The 21,532-nt window shown below is 65.0% G+C and carries 18 protein-coding genes, 1 other RNA gene and 1 pseudogene; 15 read left to right on the forward strand and 5 right to left on the reverse strand.

All coding sequences use genetic code 11. From position 1 onward, the window contains the following. Positions 1-2: 2 nt before the first annotated feature. Genes sdhA through CVV76_RS17415 form a run of 3 tightly spaced genes read left to right on the forward strand, consistent with a single transcriptional unit; the run spans position 3 to position 2,904 of the window. Positions 3-1,808, forward strand: a complete 1,806-nt coding sequence (gene sdhA / locus CVV76_RS17405; protein ID WP_102225948.1) for a succinate dehydrogenase flavoprotein subunit — start codon at positions 3-5, stop codon at positions 1,806-1,808. A 1-nt stretch (position 1,809) separates the two neighbouring features. Then, the gene (locus CVV76_RS17410; protein ID WP_233193000.1) at positions 1,810-2,121 is read left to right on the forward strand and encodes a hypothetical protein; all 312 of its coding nucleotides are present in this window, start codon (positions 1,810-1,812) and stop codon (positions 2,119-2,121) included. Between the two features lie 3 nt (positions 2,122-2,124). After that, positions 2,125-2,904 (forward strand): succinate dehydrogenase iron-sulfur subunit, encoded by a 780-nt coding sequence (locus tag CVV76_RS17415; RefSeq protein WP_102225949.1) that lies wholly within the window; start codon positions 2,125-2,127, stop codon positions 2,902-2,904. A gap of 382 nt (positions 2,905-3,286) precedes the next feature. On the opposite strand, the gene ffs is transcribed toward CVV76_RS17415, so the two are convergent. Both ffs and CVV76_RS17425 read right to left on the reverse strand, forming a co-directional pair. Next, positions 3,287-3,383: signal recognition particle sRNA small type (ffs, locus tag CVV76_RS17420), an RNA gene on the reverse strand. Positions 3,384-3,548: 165 nt separating this feature from the next. Then, positions 3,549-5,528, reverse strand: a pseudogene (locus CVV76_RS17425) (bifunctional 2',3'-cyclic-nucleotide 2'-phosphodiesterase/3'-nucleotidase). 242 nt (positions 5,529-5,770) lie between these two features. Here CVV76_RS17425 and nudC point away from each other — a divergent pair. Both nudC and CVV76_RS17435 read left to right on the forward strand, forming a co-directional pair. Next, positions 5,771-6,736, forward strand: a complete 966-nt coding sequence (nudC, locus tag CVV76_RS17430) for an NAD(+) diphosphatase (protein ID WP_102225950.1) — start codon at positions 5,771-5,773, stop codon at positions 6,734-6,736. Between the two features lie 62 nt (positions 6,737-6,798). Beyond that, complete coding sequence (locus CVV76_RS17435; RefSeq protein ID WP_102225951.1) at positions 6,799-7,269, forward strand: SRPBCC family protein; 471 nt, start codon at positions 6,799-6,801, stop codon at positions 7,267-7,269. Between the two features lie 81 nt (positions 7,270-7,350). On the opposite strand, the gene CVV76_RS17440 is transcribed toward CVV76_RS17435, so the two are convergent. Beyond that, entirely contained in the window at positions 7,351-8,196 is an 846-nt protein-coding gene (locus CVV76_RS17440; protein WP_102225952.1) for a prephenate dehydratase, read from the reverse strand. A gap of 125 nt (positions 8,197-8,321) precedes the next feature. Between CVV76_RS17440 and CVV76_RS17445 the strand changes: the two genes are divergently transcribed. From CVV76_RS17445 to CVV76_RS17490, 10 genes are all read left to right on the forward strand, one after another. After that, the gene (locus CVV76_RS17445; protein ID WP_102225953.1) at positions 8,322-8,822 is read left to right on the forward strand and encodes a c-type cytochrome; all 501 of its coding nucleotides are present in this window, start codon (positions 8,322-8,324) and stop codon (positions 8,820-8,822) included. Positions 8,823-9,132: 310 nt separating this feature from the next. Beyond that, complete coding sequence (locus CVV76_RS17450; RefSeq protein WP_102225978.1) at positions 9,133-10,995, forward strand: extracellular solute-binding protein; 1,863 nt, start codon at positions 9,133-9,135, stop codon at positions 10,993-10,995. A gap of 34 nt (positions 10,996-11,029) precedes the next feature. Beyond that, positions 11,030-12,121: a microcin C ABC transporter permease YejB gene (locus CVV76_RS17455; RefSeq protein ID WP_102225954.1), complete on the forward strand. Its 1,092-nt coding sequence runs from the start codon at positions 11,030-11,032 to the stop codon at positions 12,119-12,121. A gap of 4 nt (positions 12,122-12,125) precedes the next feature. Further along, complete coding sequence (locus CVV76_RS17460; protein ID WP_102225955.1) at positions 12,126-13,235, forward strand: ABC transporter permease; 1,110 nt, start codon at positions 12,126-12,128, stop codon at positions 13,233-13,235. Next, complete coding sequence (locus tag CVV76_RS17465) at positions 13,232-14,848, forward strand: ABC transporter ATP-binding protein (protein ID WP_102225956.1); 1,617 nt, start codon at positions 13,232-13,234, stop codon at positions 14,846-14,848. The genes CVV76_RS17460 and CVV76_RS17465 overlap by 4 nt, the downstream gene beginning before the upstream one ends. After that, complete coding sequence (locus CVV76_RS17470; protein ID WP_102225957.1) at positions 14,848-15,474, forward strand: FMN-binding negative transcriptional regulator; 627 nt, start codon at positions 14,848-14,850, stop codon at positions 15,472-15,474. Before CVV76_RS17465 ends, CVV76_RS17470 begins: the two co-directional genes overlap by 1 nt. Positions 15,475-15,599: 125 nt before the next feature. Next, on the forward strand, positions 15,600-16,208 hold the full coding sequence (locus CVV76_RS17475; RefSeq protein WP_102225958.1) for a glutathione S-transferase: 609 nt from the start codon (positions 15,600-15,602) through the stop codon (positions 16,206-16,208). Positions 16,209-16,363: 155 nt separating this feature from the next. Further along, the gene (petA, locus tag CVV76_RS17480; protein WP_102225959.1) at positions 16,364-16,960 is read left to right on the forward strand and encodes a ubiquinol-cytochrome c reductase iron-sulfur subunit; all 597 of its coding nucleotides are present in this window, start codon (positions 16,364-16,366) and stop codon (positions 16,958-16,960) included. Positions 16,961-16,982: 22 nt separating this feature from the next. Next, complete coding sequence (gene petB, locus CVV76_RS17485; protein WP_102225960.1) at positions 16,983-18,326, forward strand: cytochrome b; 1,344 nt, start codon at positions 16,983-16,985, stop codon at positions 18,324-18,326. 13 nt (positions 18,327-18,339) lie between these two features. Next, the gene (locus tag CVV76_RS17490; RefSeq protein WP_269844496.1) at positions 18,340-19,224 is read left to right on the forward strand and encodes a cytochrome c1; all 885 of its coding nucleotides are present in this window, start codon (positions 18,340-18,342) and stop codon (positions 19,222-19,224) included. Positions 19,225-19,474: 250 nt separating this feature from the next. Here the strand turns inward: CVV76_RS17490 and CVV76_RS17495 are convergent, their stop codons facing one another. After that, positions 19,475-19,978, reverse strand: coding sequence for a type III secretion system chaperone family protein (locus tag CVV76_RS17495; RefSeq protein WP_102225961.1), 504 nt, complete (start codon positions 19,976-19,978; stop codon positions 19,475-19,477). Between the two features lie 707 nt (positions 19,979-20,685). Next, positions 20,686-21,324, reverse strand: coding sequence for a hypothetical protein (locus CVV76_RS24735; protein WP_146010326.1), 639 nt, complete (start codon positions 21,322-21,324; stop codon positions 20,686-20,688). Between the last annotated feature and the right edge of the window lie 208 nt (positions 21,325-21,532).

The raw sequence follows: 21,532 nt of genomic DNA on the forward strand, positions 1-21,532 counted from the left end.
CAATGGCATCTTACGAATACGAAGTTCACGACTATGACGTCGTGGTGGTGGGCGCCGGCGGCGCCGGTCTGCGCGCGACGCTGGGCATGGCCGAGCAGGGGCTGCGCACGGCCTGCGTGACCAAGGTCTTCCCGACCCGGTCGCACACCGTGGCCGCCCAGGGCGGCATCGCCGCCTCGCTCAGCAACATGGGCCCCGACAACTGGCAGTGGCACATGTACGACACCGTGAAGGGGTCGGACTGGCTGGGCGACAACGATGCGATGGAATACCTCGTGCGTCACGCCCCGCAGGCGGTCTATGAGCTGGAGCACTACGGCGTGCCCTTCTCGCGCACCGAGCAGGGCAAGATCTACCAGCGTCCGTTCGGCGGCCACACCACCGAGTTCGGCGAAGGCCCGCCCGTGCAGCGCACCTGCGCCGCGGCCGACCGCACCGGCCACGCCATTCTGCACACGCTCTACGGCCAGTCGCTGAAGCAGAAGGCCGAGTTCTACATCGAATACTTCGCGATCGACCTGATCATGTCGGAAGACGGCGTGTGCCAGGGCGTCGTGGCGTGGAAGCTCGACGACGGGACGATCCACATCTTCAACGCGAAGATGACGGTTCTGGCGACCGGCGGCTACGGCCGGGCTTATTTCTCGGCCACCTCGGCCCACACTTGCACCGGCGACGGCGGCGGCATGGTGGCGCGCGCGGGGCTGGCGCTGCAGGATATGGAATTCGTGCAGTTCCACCCGACCGGCATCTACGGTTCGGGCTGCCTGATCACAGAAGGCGCGCGCGGCGAGGGCGGGTACCTCACCAACTCGGAAGGCGAGCGGTTCATGGAACGCTACGCGCCGACCTACAAGGACCTCGCCTCGCGCGACGTCGTTTCGCGCTGCATGACGATGGAGATCCGCGAAGGCCGGGGCGTGGGGTCGGAAGGCGACCACATCCACCTGAACCTGTCGCACATCCCGGCGGAAACCCTGGCCGAGCGTCTGCCCGGCATCTCGGAATCGGCCAAGATCTTTGCCGGCGTCGACGTGACGAAGGAGCCGATCCCGGTGCTGCCGACCGTGCACTACAACATGGGCGGCATCCCCACGAACTACTGGGGCGAAGTGCTGAACCCGACCGCCGAGAACCCCGACGCGGTGACGCCGGGCCTGATGGCGGTGGGCGAGGCGGGCTGTGCCTCGGTCCACGGCGCGAACCGCCTTGGCTCCAACTCGCTGATCGACCTTGTGGTGTTCGGCCGCGCCGCCGCTATCAAGGCGGGTCAGGTCGTCGACCGCGAGGCCGGCATCGCCAAGCCGAACCAGGCCAGCATCGACAAGGCGCTGGGGCGCTTCGACGGGCTGCGCTACGCCAAGGGCAACATCTCGACCGCCGAACTGCGGCTTGACCTGCAGAAGACGATGCAGGCCGACGCCGCGGTGTTCCGCACCGACAAGACGCTGGCCGAAGGCGTCAAGAAGGTCGAGGCGATCGCCGGCAAGATGGACGACATCTCGGTCTCCGACCGCTCGCTGGTCTGGAACTCGGACCTGATGGAAACGCTCGAGCTGACGAACCTGATGCCGAACGCCCTGGCGACCATCGTCGGCGCCGAGGCGCGCAAGGAAAGCCGCGGAGCGCATGCCCACGAGGATTACCCCGACCGTCACGACGACGAATGGCGCAAGCACTCGATCATGCGGGTCCACGGCAGCAAGGTCGATCTGACCTATCGCCCCGTGCATACCGATCCGCTGACGTCGGAAACCGACGGCGGGATCGAGCTCAAGCGGATCGCGCCGAAGAAGCGGGTCTACTGACGTGACCCGCGCGGGTGGATACGCGGCACTGGCGCTGGCGGGGCTGACCTCGGGCCTGTCGGCCTGTGGCCCCGTCTCGCCCGCCGAGGCGCAGCGGATGTGCACCGAGCGCGCCCGCCTCGCCGCCCACCCGCGCGGCTACATCGCCCTCGGGCGCGGATCGCACGGCATGGCCTGGCAGGGCGAGGTGAACATCTCGTCCGACTTCGTCCAGGGCCGCGACCCGAGCGCCGTCTACGAAACCTGTGTCGTGCAGAAGACCGGCCATGCGCCATCCACGCCCCTGTACGACCGCCCCGATTGGAAGGGATGATCCATGGTCCAGCTGACACTTCCCAAGAATTCGCGCATCCGCACCGGCAAGACCTGGCCGAAGCCCGAAGGCGCGACCAACGTCCGCAAGTTCGTGATCTACCGCTGGTCGCCCGATGATGGCGAAAACCCCCGCGTCGACACCTATTTCGTCGACATGGACAAGTGCGGCCCGATGGTCCTCGACGCGCTGATCAAGATCAAGAACGAGATCGACCCGACGCTGACCTTCCGCCGGTCGTGCCGCGAGGGGATCTGTGGTTCCTGCGCGATGAACATCGACGGCGGCAACCACCTGGCCTGCATCTACGGCCTAGACGAGATCCAGGGCGAGGTGAAGATCTACCCGCTGCCGCACATGCCGGTGGTCAAGGATCTGATCCCGGATCTGACGCATTTCTACGCCCAGCACGCGTCGATCATGCCCTGGCTCGAGACCAAGACGAACGAGCCGCAGAAGGAATGGCGCCAGTCGATCGAGGACCGCAAGAAGCTTGACGGCCTCTACGAATGCGTGATGTGCGCCTCGTGCTCCACCGCCTGCCCGAGCTACTGGTGGAACTCCGACCGCTACCTCGGCCCGGCCGCGCTGCTGCACGCCTACCGCTGGATCGTCGACAGCCGCGACGAGGCGACGGGCGAGCGTCTGGATGATCTGGAGGATCCGTTCAAGCTGTATCGCTGCCACACGATCATGAACTGCACCAAGACCTGCCCGAAGGGCCTGAACCCGGCCAAGTCGATCGCAGAGATCAAGCGCATGATGGTCGAACGCGTGGTCTGATCCACCGGCGGGGTGCGAGAACAGACTTGCCCCGACCCCGATGAGGAGTGTCCGTGAGCAAGGAGATCGCGCCGCACTGGATTTCCGTCACCAAGCATCCGGCGCCTGCGTCTTCCGACGCGGGCGCCTTTCAATTTGCGGCCCTGGGGGTGGTCGGGCTCGTGCTGGTGGTCTGCTTCCTGTGCATGCGATTTTGGACCTGGCGCCGATCACTGGGCAGATGCCGGTGGTCGCGCGATAAGGCGTCGGACCGGGGAGGTTTCCGGGCGTGGCGATGTACGACATGCGGCGAGACTGGCTATGGCCGAAACCGTGTTCCCCCGGCGCAATGCGCCCAAGCGACCCGACAGGGCGGGCTATGACAGAACATTGCGGGGGATAAGGTGAGAGGCTGGACAACGACCCAAGCGGGGCTCGTTACGGCTGCTTCCTTCCGGACCTGACCGGGTTGGCGAGGCGCTCGCCCGCGCCAACCTCTCGAGGGGTGATATAGGGGGGACGGAACGGATTCGCAACCCGTCCTCCCCGCCCTTCCGGCATGCAAGGGGGACGGCGCCCCCCTTTCCCTTTCATTGTTCCCCAAATACGCAGCCTGCATCGCCGCGCCGCGCCGCACCCCGGCCGGGCCCGGCGCGGCGTCGTCCTCACAGCTTGATCTTGAAACGGGCGAAGCCGTCCGGCCCGTCACCGTCCGGCACGATGTCCACGTCGCGCACGTCCTTGATGTACTGCTTCGCCTTCGGACCGGTGTCGAACAGGACCGAGGTCCCCGGCAGCGGCTTGAAGCGCCAGTTGTCGTCGGCGGTCGGGTTGATCGTGCCTTCCTCGTGGATATAGCGCACGATCACGTCGCGGTTGGTGTCGGGTGCCTCGAAGATCACCGCCTTCTCGCCGGTGCCGGGGAAGTTGCCGCCGCCCGAGGCGCGGTAGTTGTTCGTGGCGATCACGAATTCCTGCGCCGGGTCGATCGGCTTGCCCTGGTATTGCAGGTCGACGATGCGGTTGGCGTCCGGGTTCACCACCTTGCCGTCGTTGTCGAACTTCGAGGGCTGCGACAGGTCGATCTGGTAGGTCACCCCGTCGATCACGTCGAAATTGTAGCTTGGGAACTTGGGGTTCAGCAGCACCTGGTCGGCCTTGCCCGGCGTGATCTGGTTGAACATGCCGGCCGAGCGTTCCAGCCAGTCCTTCACCTCGGCGCCGGTCGCCTTCACCGCGCGCACCGTGTTGGGGTAAAGATAGAGGTCGGACACGTTCTTGATCGCCACGTTCCCCGCCGGCACGTCGGTGTAATAGCCGGGCCCCCCGCGTCCGCCCGCCTTGAACGGAGCCGCCGCCGACAGCAAGGGCAGGTCGGCATACTTCCCGCCCTTCAGCATCTGCTTCATGTACCAGACCTGCGCGATCGACACGATCTGGACGGACGGATCGTCGGCCACCAGCGCGAAATAGCTTTGCAGCGGTGCCGATGTCTTGCCCACGGGCCGGCGGATCTAGGCCAGCGTCGCCTCGTGCTCGGGCTTCACCGCGTCGAGGATGTATTGCTCCGACGCCACCGTCGGCGTCACCTTGCGATCTTCGCCGCGCAGGTAGATCGGCCGCGCCTCGGTCTCGGCCGACAGAACCTTCCACTGGTTGCCGTCACGTTCCAGCATCAGGTCGATGAGGCCCATGTGAGAGCCCCAGAACCCGCCCATCACAGCGGGCTTGCCGCCAAGGGTGCCGGCCTTGATATCGACCTCCTTCATGTTGGCGAAGGTCGGCGAGGGGAAGACGAGGTGCTGGTGCCCGGTCATGATCGCGTCGATCCCCTCGACCCGGCCCAGCGGGACCGAGGCGTTCTCGGCCCCTTCCACGTGGTCGGCGCTGTCGATGCCCGAATGCGACAGCGCGATGATGATGTCGGCGCCCTTCTCCTTCATCTCGGGGATGTAGGCGGCCATGGTCGAGACGATGTCGCGCGTCTTCACCTTGCCTTCGAGGTTGTGGCGGTCCCACAGCATGATCTGCGGCGGCACCGCCCCGATGAAGCCGATGTTGATCGTGTGCTTCTCGCCCGAGCCGTCGGTGATCTCCTTCTTCAGAATCACGTAGGGCGGGATCAGGGTCTTGTCCTTGGTGGGGTCCGCCCCCTCGGTCTTCACGACGTTGGCCGAGACGACCGGGAATTTCGCCCCCGCCAGCGATTTCTCAAGGAAACTCAGGCCATAGTTGAACTCGTGGTTGCCAAGGGTCGAAACCTCGACCCCCAGCGCGTTCATGGCGGCGATCACCGGGTGGACGTCGCCCTCCTTCATGCCCTTCTCGTAGGCCATGTAATCGCCCAGCGGGTTACCCTGCAGGAAGTCGCCGTTGTCGACCAGCATGGTGTTCGTCGCCTCTGCGCGCACGCCGTCGATCAGCGTGGCGGTGCGGGCAAGTCCCACGGTGTCCGAGGGTTTGTCAGCATAATAATCGTAGGGATAGACGTGGACGTGGATATCCGTCGTCTCCATGATCCGAAGGTGCGCCTGATTGGTCGCCGCGCGGGCGGAATAGGGGTGTAGTGCGATCAAGCCTGCTCCTGCGGCCGTGCCCGCGAGGAAGCCCCGGCGAGACATGCGACTGGTGTATTTCGGTGTCATGGTCGGTCCCTGTTCTCATGTCGCACTCGGGCAGGCGAGGTGCCATGACGTCGGCGCGACCTTAGCGTGAAGTTCTGAGCCTGCCAAAACCCGTACCGGGATTCCAATCACATTTCGACATCTCTAGGTTGTATGCGTCACGCCATAGCCTTGCCGGTTGCGGCCATGGCGCTGGTGGCGTCGTGCGCCATTTGCACCTTCCCCGCGGGCATGGCAGGAAAGGCGCAAACGGAGGGCAGGGAATGCGGATCGCGGAAGAGGTGACGTTCGGCGGATCGGGGTTGGACCGGGCGGCGCATCTGCGCGGCGATGCCGGTGAAGAGGCCCGGCTCGCCGCGGATCCGGCGGCCCGGGTGCTGCCGTTCTGGCGGATGAAGCCGCTTCTGGCGGGCGATGCGCTGACGCGGCTGGCGCCGGATCACCCGGCGCTAGCCTCCGCGGCAGAGGATGCGCTGCGGATCTTCCTCGGCCTCGACGAGAACGGCCCGGTCTTCGCGCTCGACTTGTCGGCCTGGCTGCCCGAGGGGCTGGACGAAACCGCGCTCGGCGGCTTCCTCGACCAGAGCGAACAGCGACACCCGGCGCTGCCCGACGATCATGCCTTCACCGAGCTGCGCGCCGCGATGACCCGGCTGACCCCGCGCGATGCCGAGCTGGCCGCGATGGCGCGTGCGCTCTTCGCCTGGCATGCGAGCCACGGGTTCTGCGCCCGCTGCGGTGCGAAAAGCGACGTGTCGTCGGCCGGCTGGCAGCGCCAGTGCCCGGCCTGTGGCGCGCCCCATTTTCCGCGCACCGACCCGGTCGTCATCATGCTGATCACGCATGGAAATTCGGTCCTGCTTGGTCGTTCGCCCGGCTGGCCCGAGGGGATGTATTCCCTGCTCGCCGGCTTTGTCGAACCGGGCGAGACGCTGGAGGCCGCGGTGCGCCGCGAGGTCTACGAGGAGGCCGGCGTCGAGGTTGGCCGCGTGGGATACCTTGCCAGCCAGCCCTGGCCCTTCCCCGCCTCGCTGATGATCGGTTGCCGGGGTGAGGCGCTGAGCCGCGAGATCACCATAGATCCCGCCGAGATCGAGGATGCGCTGTGGCTCCCGCGGGAGGAGGCGTTGCAGGCGATGGCGGGGTTGCATCCGCGCATCAAACCGGCCCGAAAGGGCGCGATCGCCCATTTCCTTCTGTCCAACTGGCTTGCGGACCGGCTGGATTGATCCCAGATTGGCGCGCCTGATCAGGCGGGCGGGTCAGACGGGCGTGGCAGAGGGGCTCTTGCATGCAGTTTTCGACGCGGGAAGATATCGAGGCGCCGATCGGCTTCGTCTTCGACCAGCTTTCCGATTTCGACGGGTTCGAGCGGGCCGCCCTGCGCCGGGGGATCGAGGTGGTGCGCACCGACCGGCTGTCTGAACCGGGGCCCGGGATGGCCTGGCGCACGCTGTTCACCATGCGCGGCAAGCGGCGCCGGATGGAGGTGACGCTACAGGGCTACGAAGTCCCCGGGCGGCTGATGTTCGATGGCGAATCGAAGAACCTGTCGGGGGAACTGTCGCTGGATCTGGTCGACCTCTCCCCCCGGCGGACCCGCGTGGTGGTCAAGCTCGACGTGCAGCCGCTGAGCCTTCCGGCACGGATCATGCTGCAGTCACTGCGCCTCGCGAAGGCCAAGACGCAGGACAAGTTCCGCACCCGCATCCGCGACCAGGCCCGCGAGATCGAGCACCGCTACCGCCGCGGCGCCGCCTGAGCGGCCCGCGGCCCAAGAGTTTTATCTAAAACTCTTGGCAAAACTCTTGAGGAAGAGTTTTGGCCCCTGGCCGGTGGTGGCTCAGCGCGCCATCTCGTGGCGCTTGGGGTCTGCGGGGTAGGTGCCCAGAAGCTTCATCTGGCTGGTGAAATACCGCAACTCCTCCAGCGCGAGCTGGACGTTGCGGTCGTCGGGATGGCCCTCGATATCGGCGTAGAACTGGGTCGCGGTGAAGTTGCCGTCGACCATGTAGCTTTCGAGCTTGGTCATGTTGACGCCGTTGGTCGCGAAGCCGCCCATCGCCTTGTAGAGCGCGGCGGGAATGTTGCGCACGCGGAACACGAAGGTGGTCATCATGCCGCTGTCGCCACGGCGCTTCAGGTCGGGCGCGCGCGCCATGACGAGGAAGCGCGTGGTGTTGTGGGCGTGATCCTCGATGTGCCGCGCCAGCACGTCGAGGCCGTAGACCTCTGCCGCCAGTTCCGAGGCCAGCGCCGCATCCGCCTTTTCGCCGCGTTCGGCCACCTCGCGCGCGGCGCGGGCGTTGTCGGAACTCACCTTGCCCTGGATCCCGTGGCTGCGCAGGAAGGTTGCGCATTGCGGCAGCAGCACGAGGTGGCTGTGGGCGCGCTCGACCTCTTCCAGCCGGGTGCCGGGCACGCCGAGAAGGTTGATGTGCACCCGAACGAAGGCTTCGCCGATGATGTGCAGCCCGGATTCGGGCAGCAGGCGGTGGATGTCGGCGACCCGCCCGTAGGTGGTGTTCTCGACCGGCAGCATGGCAAGGTCGACATCGCCCTTGCGGCACAGCTCCACGGCGTCTTCGAAGGTGGCGCAGGGCACGGGCTCCATATCGGGATGCGCCTCGCGGCAAGCCTGGTGGGAATAGGCCCCAAGCTCGCCCTGGAAGGAAATTCTGCCGCTCATCTTCACCTCTCGTCTCTATCCCTTGCCCGCCCCCCGGGGCACTCGGTCGCGGTAACTAAAACTTGAAAACGCGACTTGGAAGCGGATACATACCTCAAATTCCGATAAACGGGACACGTTGCATCATGACCTTCACGAAGATTTTCGGGGCGCTGTGCGGTGCGCTCCTGGTGTTCCTTCTGATCAACTGGGCCGCGGGGGGGATCTACACCGATGGCGTGAACTATGCCACCGGCGACAAGCAGGCCTACACGATCGACACCGGCGAGGAGAAACCCGCCGCTGCCAAGGATGCGGGCCCCACCTTCGACGAGCTTTTCGCCAAGGCGGATCCGGCCAAGGGCGAGAAGATCTTCAGCAAGTGCAAGGCCTGTCACAAGATCGACGGCAACAACGCGGTGGGGCCGCATCTGAACGGCGTCGTCGGGCGTCAGGTCGCCTCGGTCTCCGATTTCAGCTACAGCGATGCGCTGAAGGGGCTGGGCGGGGAATGGACCCCGGATCGTATCCAGCAGTTCATCGAGAATCCCAAGAAATACGCGCCGGGCACCAAGATGGGCTTTGCCGGGCTTTCGAAGGTGGCGGACCGCGCCGACGTGATCGCCTTCCTGGCCACCCAGAAGTAACCTGCGCCCCATCTCCGGGCTCGGACCGGCCGCCCCCCTGGGGCCGTTTCCGTTCCGGTGAGACCCGCGGAGCGGGGTGCATGCGCGGTGCCGGGCCGGTGACGGATTTGCGCCTTGCAGTTTCCGGCATGGGCAATAGCCTGTCTTGAACCCTGACGCCCCGTCCCCCGCGCCGGGAGCCCCGAGACCGGAGCCTTTCATGCGATCCACCCTTGCCGCCGATCCCGCCTTACCGCATCTGGGGCGCGCCGCTGCCCCCGCTGCCCGGGTTCTGGCGGTGATCGCCTGCGCCCTGCTTGCAGCGCCCGCCATGGCGCAGACGGCGGAGACGCCTGCATCCTCCGCCGCACCGGCCGCGGCAGCGGGGTCGCAGGAGGGGGCGAAGGCGGAGCGGGGGGATGTGATCACCTCGTACGGCATCTCGACCTTCGGCAAGCTTAAGTACCCCGAAGGGTTCAAGCATCTTGACTACGTCAACCCGGACGCGCCGAAGGGGGGCGAGATCTCGGAATGGCAGTTCGGCGGGTTCGACAACATGAACCCCTATACCGTGCAGGGCCGTGCCGCGGGATTGTCGTCGATCTTCTACGAATCCCTGATGGTCGGCACCGATGACGAGGTCGGGGCGTCCTACTGCCTGATCTGCAAGACGCTTGAATATCCCAAGGATCGGGCCTGGGTGATCTTCACCCTCCGGCCCGACGTGACCTTCTCGGACGGCACGCCGATGACTGCCGAGGATGTGAAATTCTCCTACGAGCAGTTCCGCGATCATGGCCTTCCCAGCCTGCGCGCCGTGCTGCAGCGGCAGGTGGAAAGTGCCGAGGTCCTGGGCAAGCTGAAGGTCAAGTTCACCTTCAAGACGGGCGTGCCGACCCGCGACCTGCCCGCCACCGTCGGCGGCCTGCCGATCTTCGAGAAGGCGGAGTTCGTGCGCGACAAGCGCAGCCTGGAGGAAAGCAGCCTGAAGCCGTTCGTGGGCTCGGGCCCCTATGTTCTCGATCACATGAACACGGGGCAGGAGATCGTCTACAAGCGCAACCCGGACTACTGGGGCTGGAAACAGCCGCTGAACGTCGGTCGCTGGAACTTCGACAAGATCCGGCTGGAGTATTACGCCGACTACAACGCCGCTTTCGAGGGCTTCAAGGGCGGCACCTACACCTTCCGGTCGGAGGCGTCGTCGAAGCTCTGGGCGACCGGCTACAACTTCCCGGGGGTGCAGAAGGGCAATGTGAAGAAGGTCGAGCTGCCCAACGGCAATCTTGCCACCAGCCAGAGCTTCATCTTCAACCTGCGCAAGCCGAGGTTTCAGGATATCCGTGTGCGCGAGGCGATCGCGCTGATGTTCAACTTCGAATGGTCGAACAAGACGCTGTTCTACGGGGTCTACGACAGGCTCACCTCGTTCTGGCAGAACTCGGACCTCGCGGCGAAGGGCAAGCCTTCGCCAGCCGAACAGGCGCTGCTGAAACCGGTGGCGAAGGACTTCCCTGGCGATATCCTGACCGACGAGGCGGCAATGCCCGAGCCCTCGGGTGAACGTCAGCTTGACCGCCGCAACCTGCGCCGCGCGTCGAAGCTGCTGGATGCGGCGGGGTGGAAGGTCGGCCCGGACGGGATGCGCGAGAACGCGCAAGGCGAAAAGCTGCGGGTCGAGTTCCTGAACGACAGCCCCAGCTTTGATCGCGTCATCAACCCCCTGGTCGAGAACCTGCGCCGACTGGGTGTCGACGCGGTCAACACCCGGGTCGACAACGCCCAGATGACCGACCGCGAGCGCACGCATGATTTCGACGTCATCACCGCGCAATTCCCGATGTCGCTGATTCCCGGTTCGGGGCTGGAACAGTTCTTCGGCTCGAAAAGCGCGGATGCGGGGGAATTCAACAAGATGGGGTTGGAGAATCCCGGTGTCGACAAGCTGATCGGCGATGTCGAGGCGGCGGACAGCCAAGGCGATCTCGACACAGCCGTGCATGCGCTGGACCGGGCGCTCCGGTCGCTGCACTTCTGGATCCCGCAATGGTACAACGCGCATTACCTCGTGGCCTATTACGACATCTTCGACCACCCCAAGACCCTGCCGCCCTACGCGCTGGGAGAGCTGGACCTGTGGTGGTATGACAAGGACAAAGCCGCCAAGCTGAAGGCGGAGGGCGTGCGCTTCTAGTGCCGCCCGCGAACGACAAAGACGGCAGGAGAGCATGGGCGCCTACATTCTGCGCAGGCTGTTGCTGATGATCCCGACTCTGGTGGGGATCATGGTGATCAACTTCACGCTGACCCAGTTCGTGCCCGGCGGCCCGATCGAACAGATCATCGCCAAGGTGCAGGGACAGGGCGACGTGTTCCAGAACATCGCGGGCGGCGGCGACGCCGGCCAGATGCAAAGCCAGGCGCAGGGGGACAATTCCAAGTACCTCGGCGCCCGCGGCCTGCCGCCCGAGTTCATCAAGCAACTGGAAAAGCAGTTCGGCTTCGACAAGCCGCCGCTGGAACGCTTTCTCGACATGATGTGGAACTACCTCCACTTCAATTTCGGCAAGAGCTATTTCCAGTCGGTTTCCGTGGTGCACCTGGTGCTTGAGAAGATCCCGGTGTCGTTGTCGCTGGGGCTGTGGTCGACGCTGATCGCCTATCTCGTGTCGATCCCGCTGGGCATCCGCAAGGCGGTGAAGGACGGCTCGCGCTTCGATACCTGGACGAGCGGAGCGATCATCGTGGGCTATGCGATCCCCGGGTTCCTGTTCGCGATCCTGCTTCTGGTGCTGTTCGCCGGCGGCAGCTACTGGCGGCTCTTTCCGCTCAAGGGGCTGGTGTCGGACAACTGGGACCAGATGGACTGGATCCACAGGATCCTCGATTATTTCTGGCACATCACCCTTCCGGTGATCGCCTCGACCATCTCCAGCTTTGCCACGCTGACGCTGCTGACGAAGAACTCCTTCCTCGAGGAGATCAAGAAGCACTACGTGATGACCGCCCGCGCCAAGGGCCTGACCGAGCGGAAGGTGCTTTACGGCCACGTCTTCCGCAACGCGATGCTGATCGTGATCGCGGGCTTTCCAGCGGTCTTCGTCAGCGTGTTCTTCGGCGGGTCGGTGATCATCGAGACGATCTTTTCCCTCGATGGCCTCGGCCGCCTTGGTTACGAGGCCGCGGTGTCGCGCGATTACCCGGTGATCTTCGGCACGCTCTTCGTCTTCGGCCTGATCGGCCTGGTGATGGGGCTGATTTCCGACCTGATGTATGTCTGGGTCGATCCCCGGATCGACTTCGAGACGCGGGAGACCTGACCGGATGGCCGTTTCCGCGCTTAACCGCCGCCGCTGGCGCAACTTCCGCTCGAACCGGCGGGCCTTCTGGTCCTTCGTGATCTTCGTCGTGCTGTTCGGCCTGTCGCTGTTCGCCGAGTTCATCGCCAACGATCACCCGCTGCTGGTCAAGTACCGGGGCGAGGTCTACACCCCGATCTTCCATTTCTACCCCGAGACGGAATTCGGGGGAGAGTTCAAGACCGAGGCCGATTACCGCGATCCGGCGGTGAAATGCCTGATCAAGACGGGCGGTCTCGATCCATGTTTCGACGAACCCGAGAAGGTGATGGCCGAGGTCGCGAAGACCGGGGCCTATGACGGGCAGAAGGCGAACAGGGGCTGGATCCTCTGGCCCCCCATTCCCTACAGCTACAACACGATCAACAACGTCGACGGCGCCGCCCCCTCGGCGCCCGATGCCAAGCACTGGCTGGGCACCGACGACACCGCGCGCGACGTGCTGGCCCGGGTGATCTACGGCTTCCGCATGTCGGTGGCGTTCGCCCTTGTGGTGACGCTCTTCACCTCGCTTCTGGGCATCGCGGCGGGGGCGGTACAGGGCTATTTCGGCGGCTGGATCGACCTGATCTTCCAGCGGGTGATCGAGATCTGGGGATCGACGCCGATGCTTTACGTCATCATCATCGTCGCGGCGATCTGGCGCATGAACTTCTGGCTTCTGGTGGGGCTGGCCGTCCTCTTCGGCTGGACCGCGCTTGTCCATGTCGTCCGGGCGGAGTTCCTGCGCGCGCGCAACTTCGAATACGTTCGCGCGGCCCGGGCGCTGGGGGTCAAGAACGGCGTCATCATGGTGCGTCACGTGCTGCCCAATGCCATGGTGGCGACGCTGACCTTCCTGCCCTTCATCATCACCGGCGCGATTTCCACCCTCGCCACGCTCGACTTCCTGGGCTTCGGCCTGCCGTCCTCGGCCCCGTCGCTGGGCGAGCTGACCTTGCAGGCGAAACAGAACCTCCAGGCGCCGTGGCTGGGCTTTTCCGCCTTCTTCACCTTCGCGATCATGCTCTCGCTTCTCGTCTTCATCTTCGAAGGCGTTCGCGATGCCTTCGACCCGAGGAAGACCTTCAGATGAGTGCGCCAGTCCTAGATATCCGCGACCTCAGGGTCAGCTTCCGGCAGGACGGCAAGATCACCGAGGCGGTCAAGGGCGTGAGCTTTTCCGTGGGCCGCGGCGAGACCGTCGCGCTGGTGGGGGAAAGCGGCTCGGGCAAGTCGGTGACGGCGCTGTCCACCGTGCAGCTTCTGGGCGAGGCGGCCGAGGTCTCGGGCTCCGTCACCTACATGGGTCGCGAAATGGTCGGCGCGCCGGAGGCGCAGCTGCGTGCGGTGCGCGGCAATGACATCAGCTTCATCTTCCAGGAGCCGATGACCTCGCTCAACCCGTTGCACACGCTGGAAAAGCAGATCACCGAAAGTCTCGCCCTGCACCAGGGGCTGCGGGGCGCCAAGGCCCGTGCCCGGGTGATCGAGCTCTTGACCAAGGTGGGCATACGCGACCCCGAGGAACGGCTGGGCGCCTATCCGCACCAGCTCTCGGGCGGGCAGAGGCAGCGGGTGATGATCGCCATGGCGCTGGCCAACGGGCCGGACCTGCTGATTGCCGACGAACCCACCACGGCGCTGGACGTGACGATCCAGGCGACGATCCTAGACCTCCTGGCGGATCTGAAACGTGACGAGGGGATGAGCCTTCTGTTCATCACCCACGACCTGGGCATCGTGCGGCGCATCGCTGACCGGGTCTGCGTCATGCAGGGCGGCGAGATCGTGGAGGAGGGGCCCACGGCCGAGATCTTCGCCAACCCGCGGCATCCCTACACGCAGAAGCTGCTCGCGGCCGAGCCCACCGGCCGCCCAGGCCCGGTCAAGCCCGGCGCCGAGGAGATCGTGGCGACCAAGGGCCTGCGCGTCTGGTTCCCGATCCAGCGCGGTTTCCTGCGCCGCACCGTGGGGCACGTGAAGGCGGTGAACGCGGCCAATATCTCCGTCCGTGCGGGCGAGACGCTGGGCGTGGTCGGCGAAAGCGGCTCGGGCAAGACGACGCTGGCGCTGGCGGTGATGCGGCTGATCTCGTCCGAGGGGCCGATCGTCTATCTCGGAAAGGATATCCAGGGCTGGAAGACGCGGGCGATGCGGCCCCTGCGGCGCGACATGCAGATCGTGTTCCAGGATCCGTTCGGCAGCCTGTCGCCGCGGATGACGGTGGAACAGATCATCGCCGAGGGGCTGGGCGTGCATGGCACCGCACCGGGCAAGGACCGTCGCCAGATGGTGTCGGAGATCATGGCAGAGGTCGGCCTCGACCCCGCCGCGATGGAACGCTACCCGCACGAATTTTCGGGCGGGCAGCGCCAGCGGATCGCCATTGCCCGCGCCATGATCCTGCGGCCGCGCCTCGTGGTGCTAGACGAACCGACCAGCGCGCTGGACATGACGGTGCAGGTGCAGATCGTCGATCTGTTGCGCGACCTCCAGCGGCGCCACGGCCTGGCCTACCTCTTCATCAGCCACGACCTGCGCGTCGTGCGCGCGCTGTCGCACAAGGTGATGGTGATGCGGGCGGGCGATGTGATCGAGACCGGCGAGGGCGACGCCGTCTTCGACGCCCCGCGTGAGGAATACACCCGCGCCCTGCTGGCCGCCGCCTTCAACCTGACGCCCTCCGCCGCGATCGAGGAAGCCTGATGCACCCCAACCCCGCCTTCCGGCAGACCCCGCAGGAGCTCAACCTTCTGTTCGCCCGCGCCCGGGGGTTCGGCACGCTCGCGCTGAACGGGGCGGCGGGGCCGTTGATCTCGCACATTCCCTTCGTCCTGTCCGGGGATGGCCGGCACGCCGCGTTCCACCTTGTCCGCTCCAACCCGATCGCCCGGGCACTGGCCGAGGGCGCGCGCGACGCGGTCCTGGCGATCAGCGGGCCGCAGGGCTATGTCTCGCCCGATTGGTACGGGTCCGAAGACCAGGTGCCGACGTGGAACTACGTCGCGGTGCACCTGCGCGGCCCGGTCGAGCTTTTGCCCCAAGAGGGGCTGCGCGCCCATCTCGATGCGCTGTCGGCGCGGTTCGAGGCGGATCTGGCGCCCAAGCTGCCCTGGACCGCGGACAAGATGACCGAGGGCGCGATGGAGCGGATGATGCGGCAGATCGTGCCCGCCCGACTGACGATCGCGCAGATCGACAGCACCTGGAAGCTGGGTCAGAACAAGCCCGAGACGGCGCGCCTTGGCGCGGCGGACGGGATCGAGGCGGCGGGCCTTTCCCCCGAGGCCGCGACCCTTGCCGCGCTGATGCGCGCGACGGATCCCGCCTGAACGCGAATCGCGTCGGAGATCTGGCCGCGCCCGCCTCGCCGCCATTTGCATTGCGCCGCCGGTGCCCTGCGTCCTAAGCTCACTGCGCAACTTGGGTCCGACCCCGGACCCGCGGGGAGGACAGGATGAAGCTCTACCATTCGCCGACGTCGCCTTATGTCCGCAAGGTCATGGTGGTGCTCAAGGAGACCGGGCAGGAGGGCGACGTCACCCTCGTGCCCGCGGCGGGAACCCCGATCGATCCGGGGACCATGCCGGTCGCCCAGAACCCGCTGGGCAAGATCCCGGCGCTGGAGCGCGGCGACGGCCCCACGCTGTATGACAGCCGCGTGATCTGCCGCTTTCTCGACGACCGCGCGGGGGCGGGCCTTTACCCGGCTGCGCCGCGCCTGTGGGATACGCTGACCCTCGAGGCGACGGCGGACGGCATGCTCGATGCCGCGATCCTCATGGTCTACGAGGGGCGCACCCGCCCGCCCGAGCTGCACCACGCCCCCTGGGTCGAGGGCCAATGGGCCAAGATCGATCGCGCGCTCGACGCGATCGAGGCGCGCTGGATGAGCCATCTGCATGGCGCGCTCGACATGGGCCAGATCGCTGTGGGCTGCGCGCTTGGCTATCTCGACTTCCGGCTCGATGCACGCGGTTGGCGAGAAGGGCGCGATCAGCTCGCGGCTTGGTATTCGGGCATTCTGGCGCGGCCGAGCATGGCCGCGACGATGCCGCCAGCGTGAGGTTGCGTGATCTGACGACGGGTCGGCGGGCGCGGCAACCAGGCATCAGCTACCTGCCGACCGGGGGGTGGGACGGTTTGACCGCTGGACGCAGAGGGTTTTGAGGTCTAAACACCCGCCCGTAAGGCCGTAGCAGAATTCACGGCTCCGTGAGTATGGGGCCGGCGAGGCCCGGGGAATGGAGGAAGCCTGTGTCCAACATCGAACACGAAGGCGGCAGCCGCAGGGATTTCCTGTACTATGCGACAGGGGCCGCGGGGGTTGTCGCAACCGGCGCGGCGGTCTGGCCGCTCGTCAACCAGATGAACCCCTCGGCCGACGTCAAGGCGCTCTCGTCGATCCTCGTCGACATTTCGGGGGTGGAGACCGGCACCCAGCTGACCGTGAAGTGGCGCGGCAAGCCCGTCTTCATCCGCCACCGCGACGAGAAGGACATCTCGCTTGCGCGGTCGGTCAAGCTTGACCAGCTGGTCGATCCGCTGGCCGAGAACGAGAACCTCGCGCATGACGCCCCCGCCACCGACGAGAACCGCACCCTCGACAAGGAAGGCACCTGGCTGGTGATGATGGGGGTGTGCACCCATCTCGGCTGCGTGCCGCTGGGCAACGCGGGTGATTTCGGTGGCTGGTTCTGCCCCTGCCACGGTTCGCATTACGACAGCGCGGGACGCATCCGCAAAGGGCCGGCGCCGCGCAACCTCGAGATTCCGGTCGCGAAGTTCGAGGACGAAAAAACGATCCGGCTCGGCTAGGGCGAAGGGGAGGGACAGTAAGATGTCGGGAATACCGCACGACCATTACGAGCCGAAGACGGGGTTCGAGAAGTGGCTGCATTCGCGTCTGCCGATCGTCGGTCTGGTCTATGACACGCTGATGATCCCCACGCCGAAGAACCTCAACTGGATGTGGATATGGGGCATCGTGCTGGCCTTCTGTCTGGTGCTGCAGATCGCCACCGGGGTGGTTCTGGCGATGCACTACACCGACAACACGCAGATGGCTTTTGCCTCGGTCGAGCATATCATGCGCGACGTGAACGGCGGCTACATGCTGCGCTACCTGCATGCGAACGGCGCGTCGCTGTTCTTCTTCGCGGTCTACATGCACATCTTCCGCGGCCTCTACTACGGCAGCTACAAAGCTCCGCGCGAGGTGACGTGGATCATCGGCATGCTGATCTACCTACTGATGATGGGCACCGCCTTCATGGGCTACGTTCTGCCGTGGGGGCAGATGTCGTTCTGGGGCGCCACGGTGATCACCGGCCTCTTCGGCGCGATCCCCGGCATCGGACCCGACATCCAGACCTGGCTTCTGGGTGGCCCGGCGGTCGAGAACGCGACGCTGAACCGCTTCTTCTCGCTGCACTACCTTCTGCCGTTCGTGATCGCGGCCCTTGTCGCCGTGCACATCTGGGCCTTCCACACCACCGGCAACAACAACCCCACCGGGGTTGAGGTGCGGCGCGAGAGCAAGGCCGTGGCCGACCGCGACACCGTGCCGTTCTGGCCCTATTACGTGATCAAGGACCTGTTCGCGCTGGCGGTCATCCTGATGGTGTTCTTCGCCATCGTCGGCTTCATGCCGAACTACCTCGGCCACCCCGACAACTACACCGAGGCCAACCCGCTGGCGACGCCCGCGCATATCGTGCCGGAATGGTACTTCCTGCCGTTCTACGCGATCCTGCGCGCCTTCACCTCGGACGTCTGGGTCGTGCAGCTGGTGCATTTCCTGAGCTTCGGCATTATCGACGCCAAGTTTTTCGGGGTGATCGCAATGTTCGGTTCGATCCTCGTGATGGCGCTGGCGCCTTGGCTGGATACCTCCTCGGTGCGCTCGGGCAAGTACCGGCCCAGCTTCAAGTGGTGGTTCTGGATCCTGGTGGTCGATTTCGTCGTGCTCATGTGGGTCGGCGCGATGCCACCCGAAGGGATCTATCCCTACATCTCGCTGATCGGCGCGACCTACTGGTTCTTCTACTTCCTGATCCTGCTGCCGCTTCTGGGCGTGATCGAACGCCCGCTGCCGCTGCCCTCGACGATCGAGGAGGATTTCGATCACCATTACCCGGCGGAAGACGCCAACGCGGCCGATGCGGCCCAGCCGGCGGAATGAGAGGGGCAAGATCATGATCATCAAGAGGATCGCTCTGACTGCCGCGCTGTCGATGTTGGCGCTTGCCGGTCCGGCAGCTCTGACCTCGCCGTCCTGGACCGCTGGCGCGGCCCTCGCCGCCGGCGAGGACGCCACGACCGGCGACACCGCCGCCCCGGCCGAGGCCGGGGGCCACGGCGCCCAGCACATCAAGGACGTGTCCTTCTCGTTCGAGGGGCCGTTCGGCGTCTACGACCGCAACCAGCTGCAGCGCGGCCTTCAGGTCTATACCGAGGTTTGCTCGGCCTGCCACGGGCTGCGCTATGTGCCGATCCGCACGCTCGGCGATGCCGGTGGCCCGGAACTGCCGGAAAAGCAGGTCCGTGCCTATGCCGCCAACCTGCCCGAGATCACCGACCCGGAAACCGGTGAGGACCGCCCGCGCAAGCCGTCGGACCACTTCCCCATGCACGTCGATCCCAAGGCCCCGGACCTGAGCCTGATGGCCAAGGCCCGTGCCGGCTTCCACGGGCCGATCGGGCTGGGCATCAACCAGTTCCTGCACGGGATCGGCGGGCCGGAATACATCTACTCCGTGCTGACCGGCTTCAACGGCCACGAGAAGACGCAGGCGGGTGTCACGCTTTACGGCAACGACGCCTTCCCGGGCGGCTGGATCTCGATGCCGCCGCCGCTGTCGGACGGGATGGTGGAATTCCAGGACGGATCGCCCAACGACGTCGCCCATATGGCACGGGACGTGTCGGCGTTCCTGATGTGGGCGGCCGAGCCCAAGCTGGAACAGCGCAAGCACGCGGGCTTTGTCGCGGTGATCTTCCTCGGCATCCTGTCGGTGCTGCTGTTCCTGACCAACAAGAAGCTCTGGGCACCGATCAAGCGCAAGCAGGTCCGGCTCTAGGGCCGCCTGCCGCGACTGGGGGCATGAAAGAAGATGGGCGTCCGGAAGGGCGCCCTTTTCACGTCAGCAACTGGTCTGGCTACACGATCAGATGAGTGGATGCGGGGCGGGCGCTACAACGTCTGTGCTCCTCGAGCGCAGGCACTCCCGCAGTGCGCATCGGCCGCGGTCCCCGTTTCCCGCCATGCCCATGAAAAGGCCCGCCCCCGGGGGGACGGGCAGGCCTGACCATCCTGGTGTTTTTTGTCCCTCAGGCCCGTCCGTAGGCCTCGGCGATCGCCACCTGCATGGCATCCGCGGGCGTGCGATCGGCCCAGGCGACCAGCTGAAACGCGGGGTAGAAGCGCTCGGCCGTGTGCACCGCCACGCCGATCAGCCGGTCGATCTGCTCCGGCCCGGCGATCTGCCCGCCGGCAAGGACAAGGCCGTAGCGCCAAACCATCAGCTTCTGCTCGGCCCAATAGGTGAAGGCCCCCGCCCAGCACGTATCGTTGACGCGGTTGAGCGTCTCGTAAAGTTCGGGCATGCGCCCCTCGGGCGGATCCATTTCGAAGGTGCAGATCAGCCGCAGCGTCTCGTCCGAGTGGGACCAGGCGAGGGTGATCGAGTAGGTGCGCCACTGGCCCTCGACCGACATGGCGATCTGGTCATCGGTGATGCGGTCGAATTCCCAGTCGCGGAATTCCGCCAGCGTCTCGACGATGTCGATTGGGTGGAGTTCATCCGAGTGAACGAAATCTTCGGAAAGCGACATGCCCGGCCTCTTCAATTGTCCCGAGTGAGCACGAGCCCACAAGAGAAGGGTGCCTGTACAAGGATCGGCGTTTTTTTCTGCCAGCCCTTACTATATATGGTGTATGCCCCAAGGGGTTCTGTAAAGGGCTATTTCCGAAAATATCTGTGGAAAAGCAGAGGTTGTGTGGCTCGCCACCGGTTCTTGCAGAGTTTGACACGGAAACCTGCAGCAGAGCGGTTTTGTGCAGCGAGCCTGGGCGGCCGGTCGGTGGGGGCTTTTAAGTTCGGTTGAAGCCACCCTGCAAGATGGCGTTCGTGGCGCCGGTGACCGATCAGCATGTCGGCGGCGGCTCCCAAGCACTCATGTCGGCAGCGCGCACCTAGAAAGCGTGTAGCGGTTGAGGTGGGACTGGGTGCGGCGGCGCGCAAGCTTCTGAACGGAAAATTATGGACGCTATCTCCGAAAGCTTTCGAGTGCGCCCGACAGCCTGACACGTTGCTTTCCTGAGCTGCGACTGTCGTTTGGCTGGGTCGTCACGTTCCATGCGGCTTCCGCATCAGTGTCGGCTTCTCCTTCCGCGCTCTGGCAGTGTGGCGGCGCGCCAGCTTCTGCACAGATGTTCGCCAGCTTCTGCACGGAAAATTTCATATAGCAGGCGCTGGGAGGCAGTCCTCAGAGAAATCTATGCATCTTGCAGATGAACTGGGTCCGATTATCCCACTTTCCTAGGCAGTTTTCCCCATGGCCGACCTGCCCAGATTGCCAATCGGCTTAGCACCCATCGCCTCGAAGGTCCCTACTTGGTCCTCAGGGATCAACACTGTCAAATTGATCATACGGCCTCGTGTGACGGTAACATCTTCCAAGGCAATGGCTGTGAACATAGGCACACCACTGCGAACTTGAATGACATCGCAGTCTATGAAGTGTGTCCCGTTTACACTGGTTTTCCCCATCAGGGCTATCGTCAGTGGACCGACCAAATCGCAGTCGACAAACGTCTTATCGCAAACTTTCTTTCTACCGGGATCTTTCAGGCTGCCTAGGAAGATCCTTTTTTTCCGGTACACATCCTCCATAGGGTCGATTCCATCTGTTCGCTTCGACCACTCTTCGAGTGCGCTACCTCTCTTCCAAAGGTAGCGAAATCCTGCAAACAAAAGTAACACTAGAGAGGCTACCAGGGCGCCAAGAAGGAAGGCAGCCCACCAGCCAAAGGCGCCATACTGCTCTACCCGAGCTAGACCGCTGGACAGCCAACCCGTCAAGCCGCCGCTCGACAACACTATTGCCGTTTGGCCAATCTGCCAAAGCGAGACTCTAGACTCAACGATGTCGAGCCAACGGTTCAGTTTCTTCCACATAGATGTGATGGTGCACGAGCAATCATCGCTTGTGGAGTCGTTTCTTGCACACGGATTCCTGCGCCGGCGATTTGGGCAGTGACCTTGCTTAAATTCGACCCTTCTATTTCTCTCAGGCGGAAGCAGCCGGTGAAGGGTGCGTTAAAGCCGGATTGAACGCCCCCTTCAAGATGACCCCGCGGGCTGGTGTCTGAGCGGGTCGCCGCCT

The organism is Acidimangrovimonas sediminis, from assembly GCF_002871005.1.
GTDB lineage: Bacteria > Pseudomonadota > Alphaproteobacteria > Rhodobacterales > Rhodobacteraceae > Acidimangrovimonas > Acidimangrovimonas sediminis.

Bases quoted from the DNA above. Each gene is read 5' to 3' on its own strand.
- sdhA (WP_102225948.1), top strand. From the start codon at position 3: ATGGCATCTTACGAATACGAAGTTCACGACTATGACGTCGTGGTGGTG.
- CVV76_RS17415 (WP_102225949.1), top strand. From the start codon at position 2,125: ATGGTCCAGCTGACACTTCCCAAGAATTCGCGCATCCGCACCGGCAAG.
- nudC (WP_102225950.1), top strand. From the start codon at position 5,771: ATGCGGATCGCGGAAGAGGTGACGTTCGGCGGATCGGGGTTGGACCGG.
- CVV76_RS17435 (WP_102225951.1), top strand. From the start codon at position 6,799: ATGCAGTTTTCGACGCGGGAAGATATCGAGGCGCCGATCGGCTTCGTC.
- CVV76_RS17440 (WP_102225952.1), bottom strand. From the start codon at position 8,196: ATGAGCGGCAGAATTTCCTTCCAGGGCGAGCTTGGGGCCTATTCCCAC.
- CVV76_RS17445 (WP_102225953.1), top strand. From the start codon at position 8,322: ATGACCTTCACGAAGATTTTCGGGGCGCTGTGCGGTGCGCTCCTGGTG.
- CVV76_RS17450 (WP_102225978.1), top strand. From the start codon at position 9,133: ATGGCGCAGACGGCGGAGACGCCTGCATCCTCCGCCGCACCGGCCGCG.
- CVV76_RS17455 (WP_102225954.1), top strand. From the start codon at position 11,030: ATGGGCGCCTACATTCTGCGCAGGCTGTTGCTGATGATCCCGACTCTG.
- CVV76_RS17460 (WP_102225955.1), top strand. From the start codon at position 12,126: ATGGCCGTTTCCGCGCTTAACCGCCGCCGCTGGCGCAACTTCCGCTCG.
- CVV76_RS17465 (WP_102225956.1), top strand. From the start codon at position 13,232: ATGAGTGCGCCAGTCCTAGATATCCGCGACCTCAGGGTCAGCTTCCGG.
- CVV76_RS17470 (WP_102225957.1), top strand. From the start codon at position 14,848: ATGCACCCCAACCCCGCCTTCCGGCAGACCCCGCAGGAGCTCAACCTT.
- CVV76_RS17475 (WP_102225958.1), top strand. From the start codon at position 15,600: ATGAAGCTCTACCATTCGCCGACGTCGCCTTATGTCCGCAAGGTCATG.
- petA (WP_102225959.1), top strand. From the start codon at position 16,364: ATGGGGCCGGCGAGGCCCGGGGAATGGAGGAAGCCTGTGTCCAACATC.
- petB (WP_102225960.1), top strand. From the start codon at position 16,983: ATGTCGGGAATACCGCACGACCATTACGAGCCGAAGACGGGGTTCGAG.
- CVV76_RS17490 (WP_269844496.1), top strand. From the start codon at position 18,340: ATGATCATCAAGAGGATCGCTCTGACTGCCGCGCTGTCGATGTTGGCG.
- CVV76_RS17495 (WP_102225961.1), bottom strand. From the start codon at position 19,978: ATGTCGCTTTCCGAAGATTTCGTTCACTCGGATGAACTCCACCCAATC.
- CVV76_RS24735 (WP_146010326.1), bottom strand. From the start codon at position 21,324: ATGTGGAAGAAACTGAACCGTTGGCTCGACATCGTTGAGTCTAGAGTC.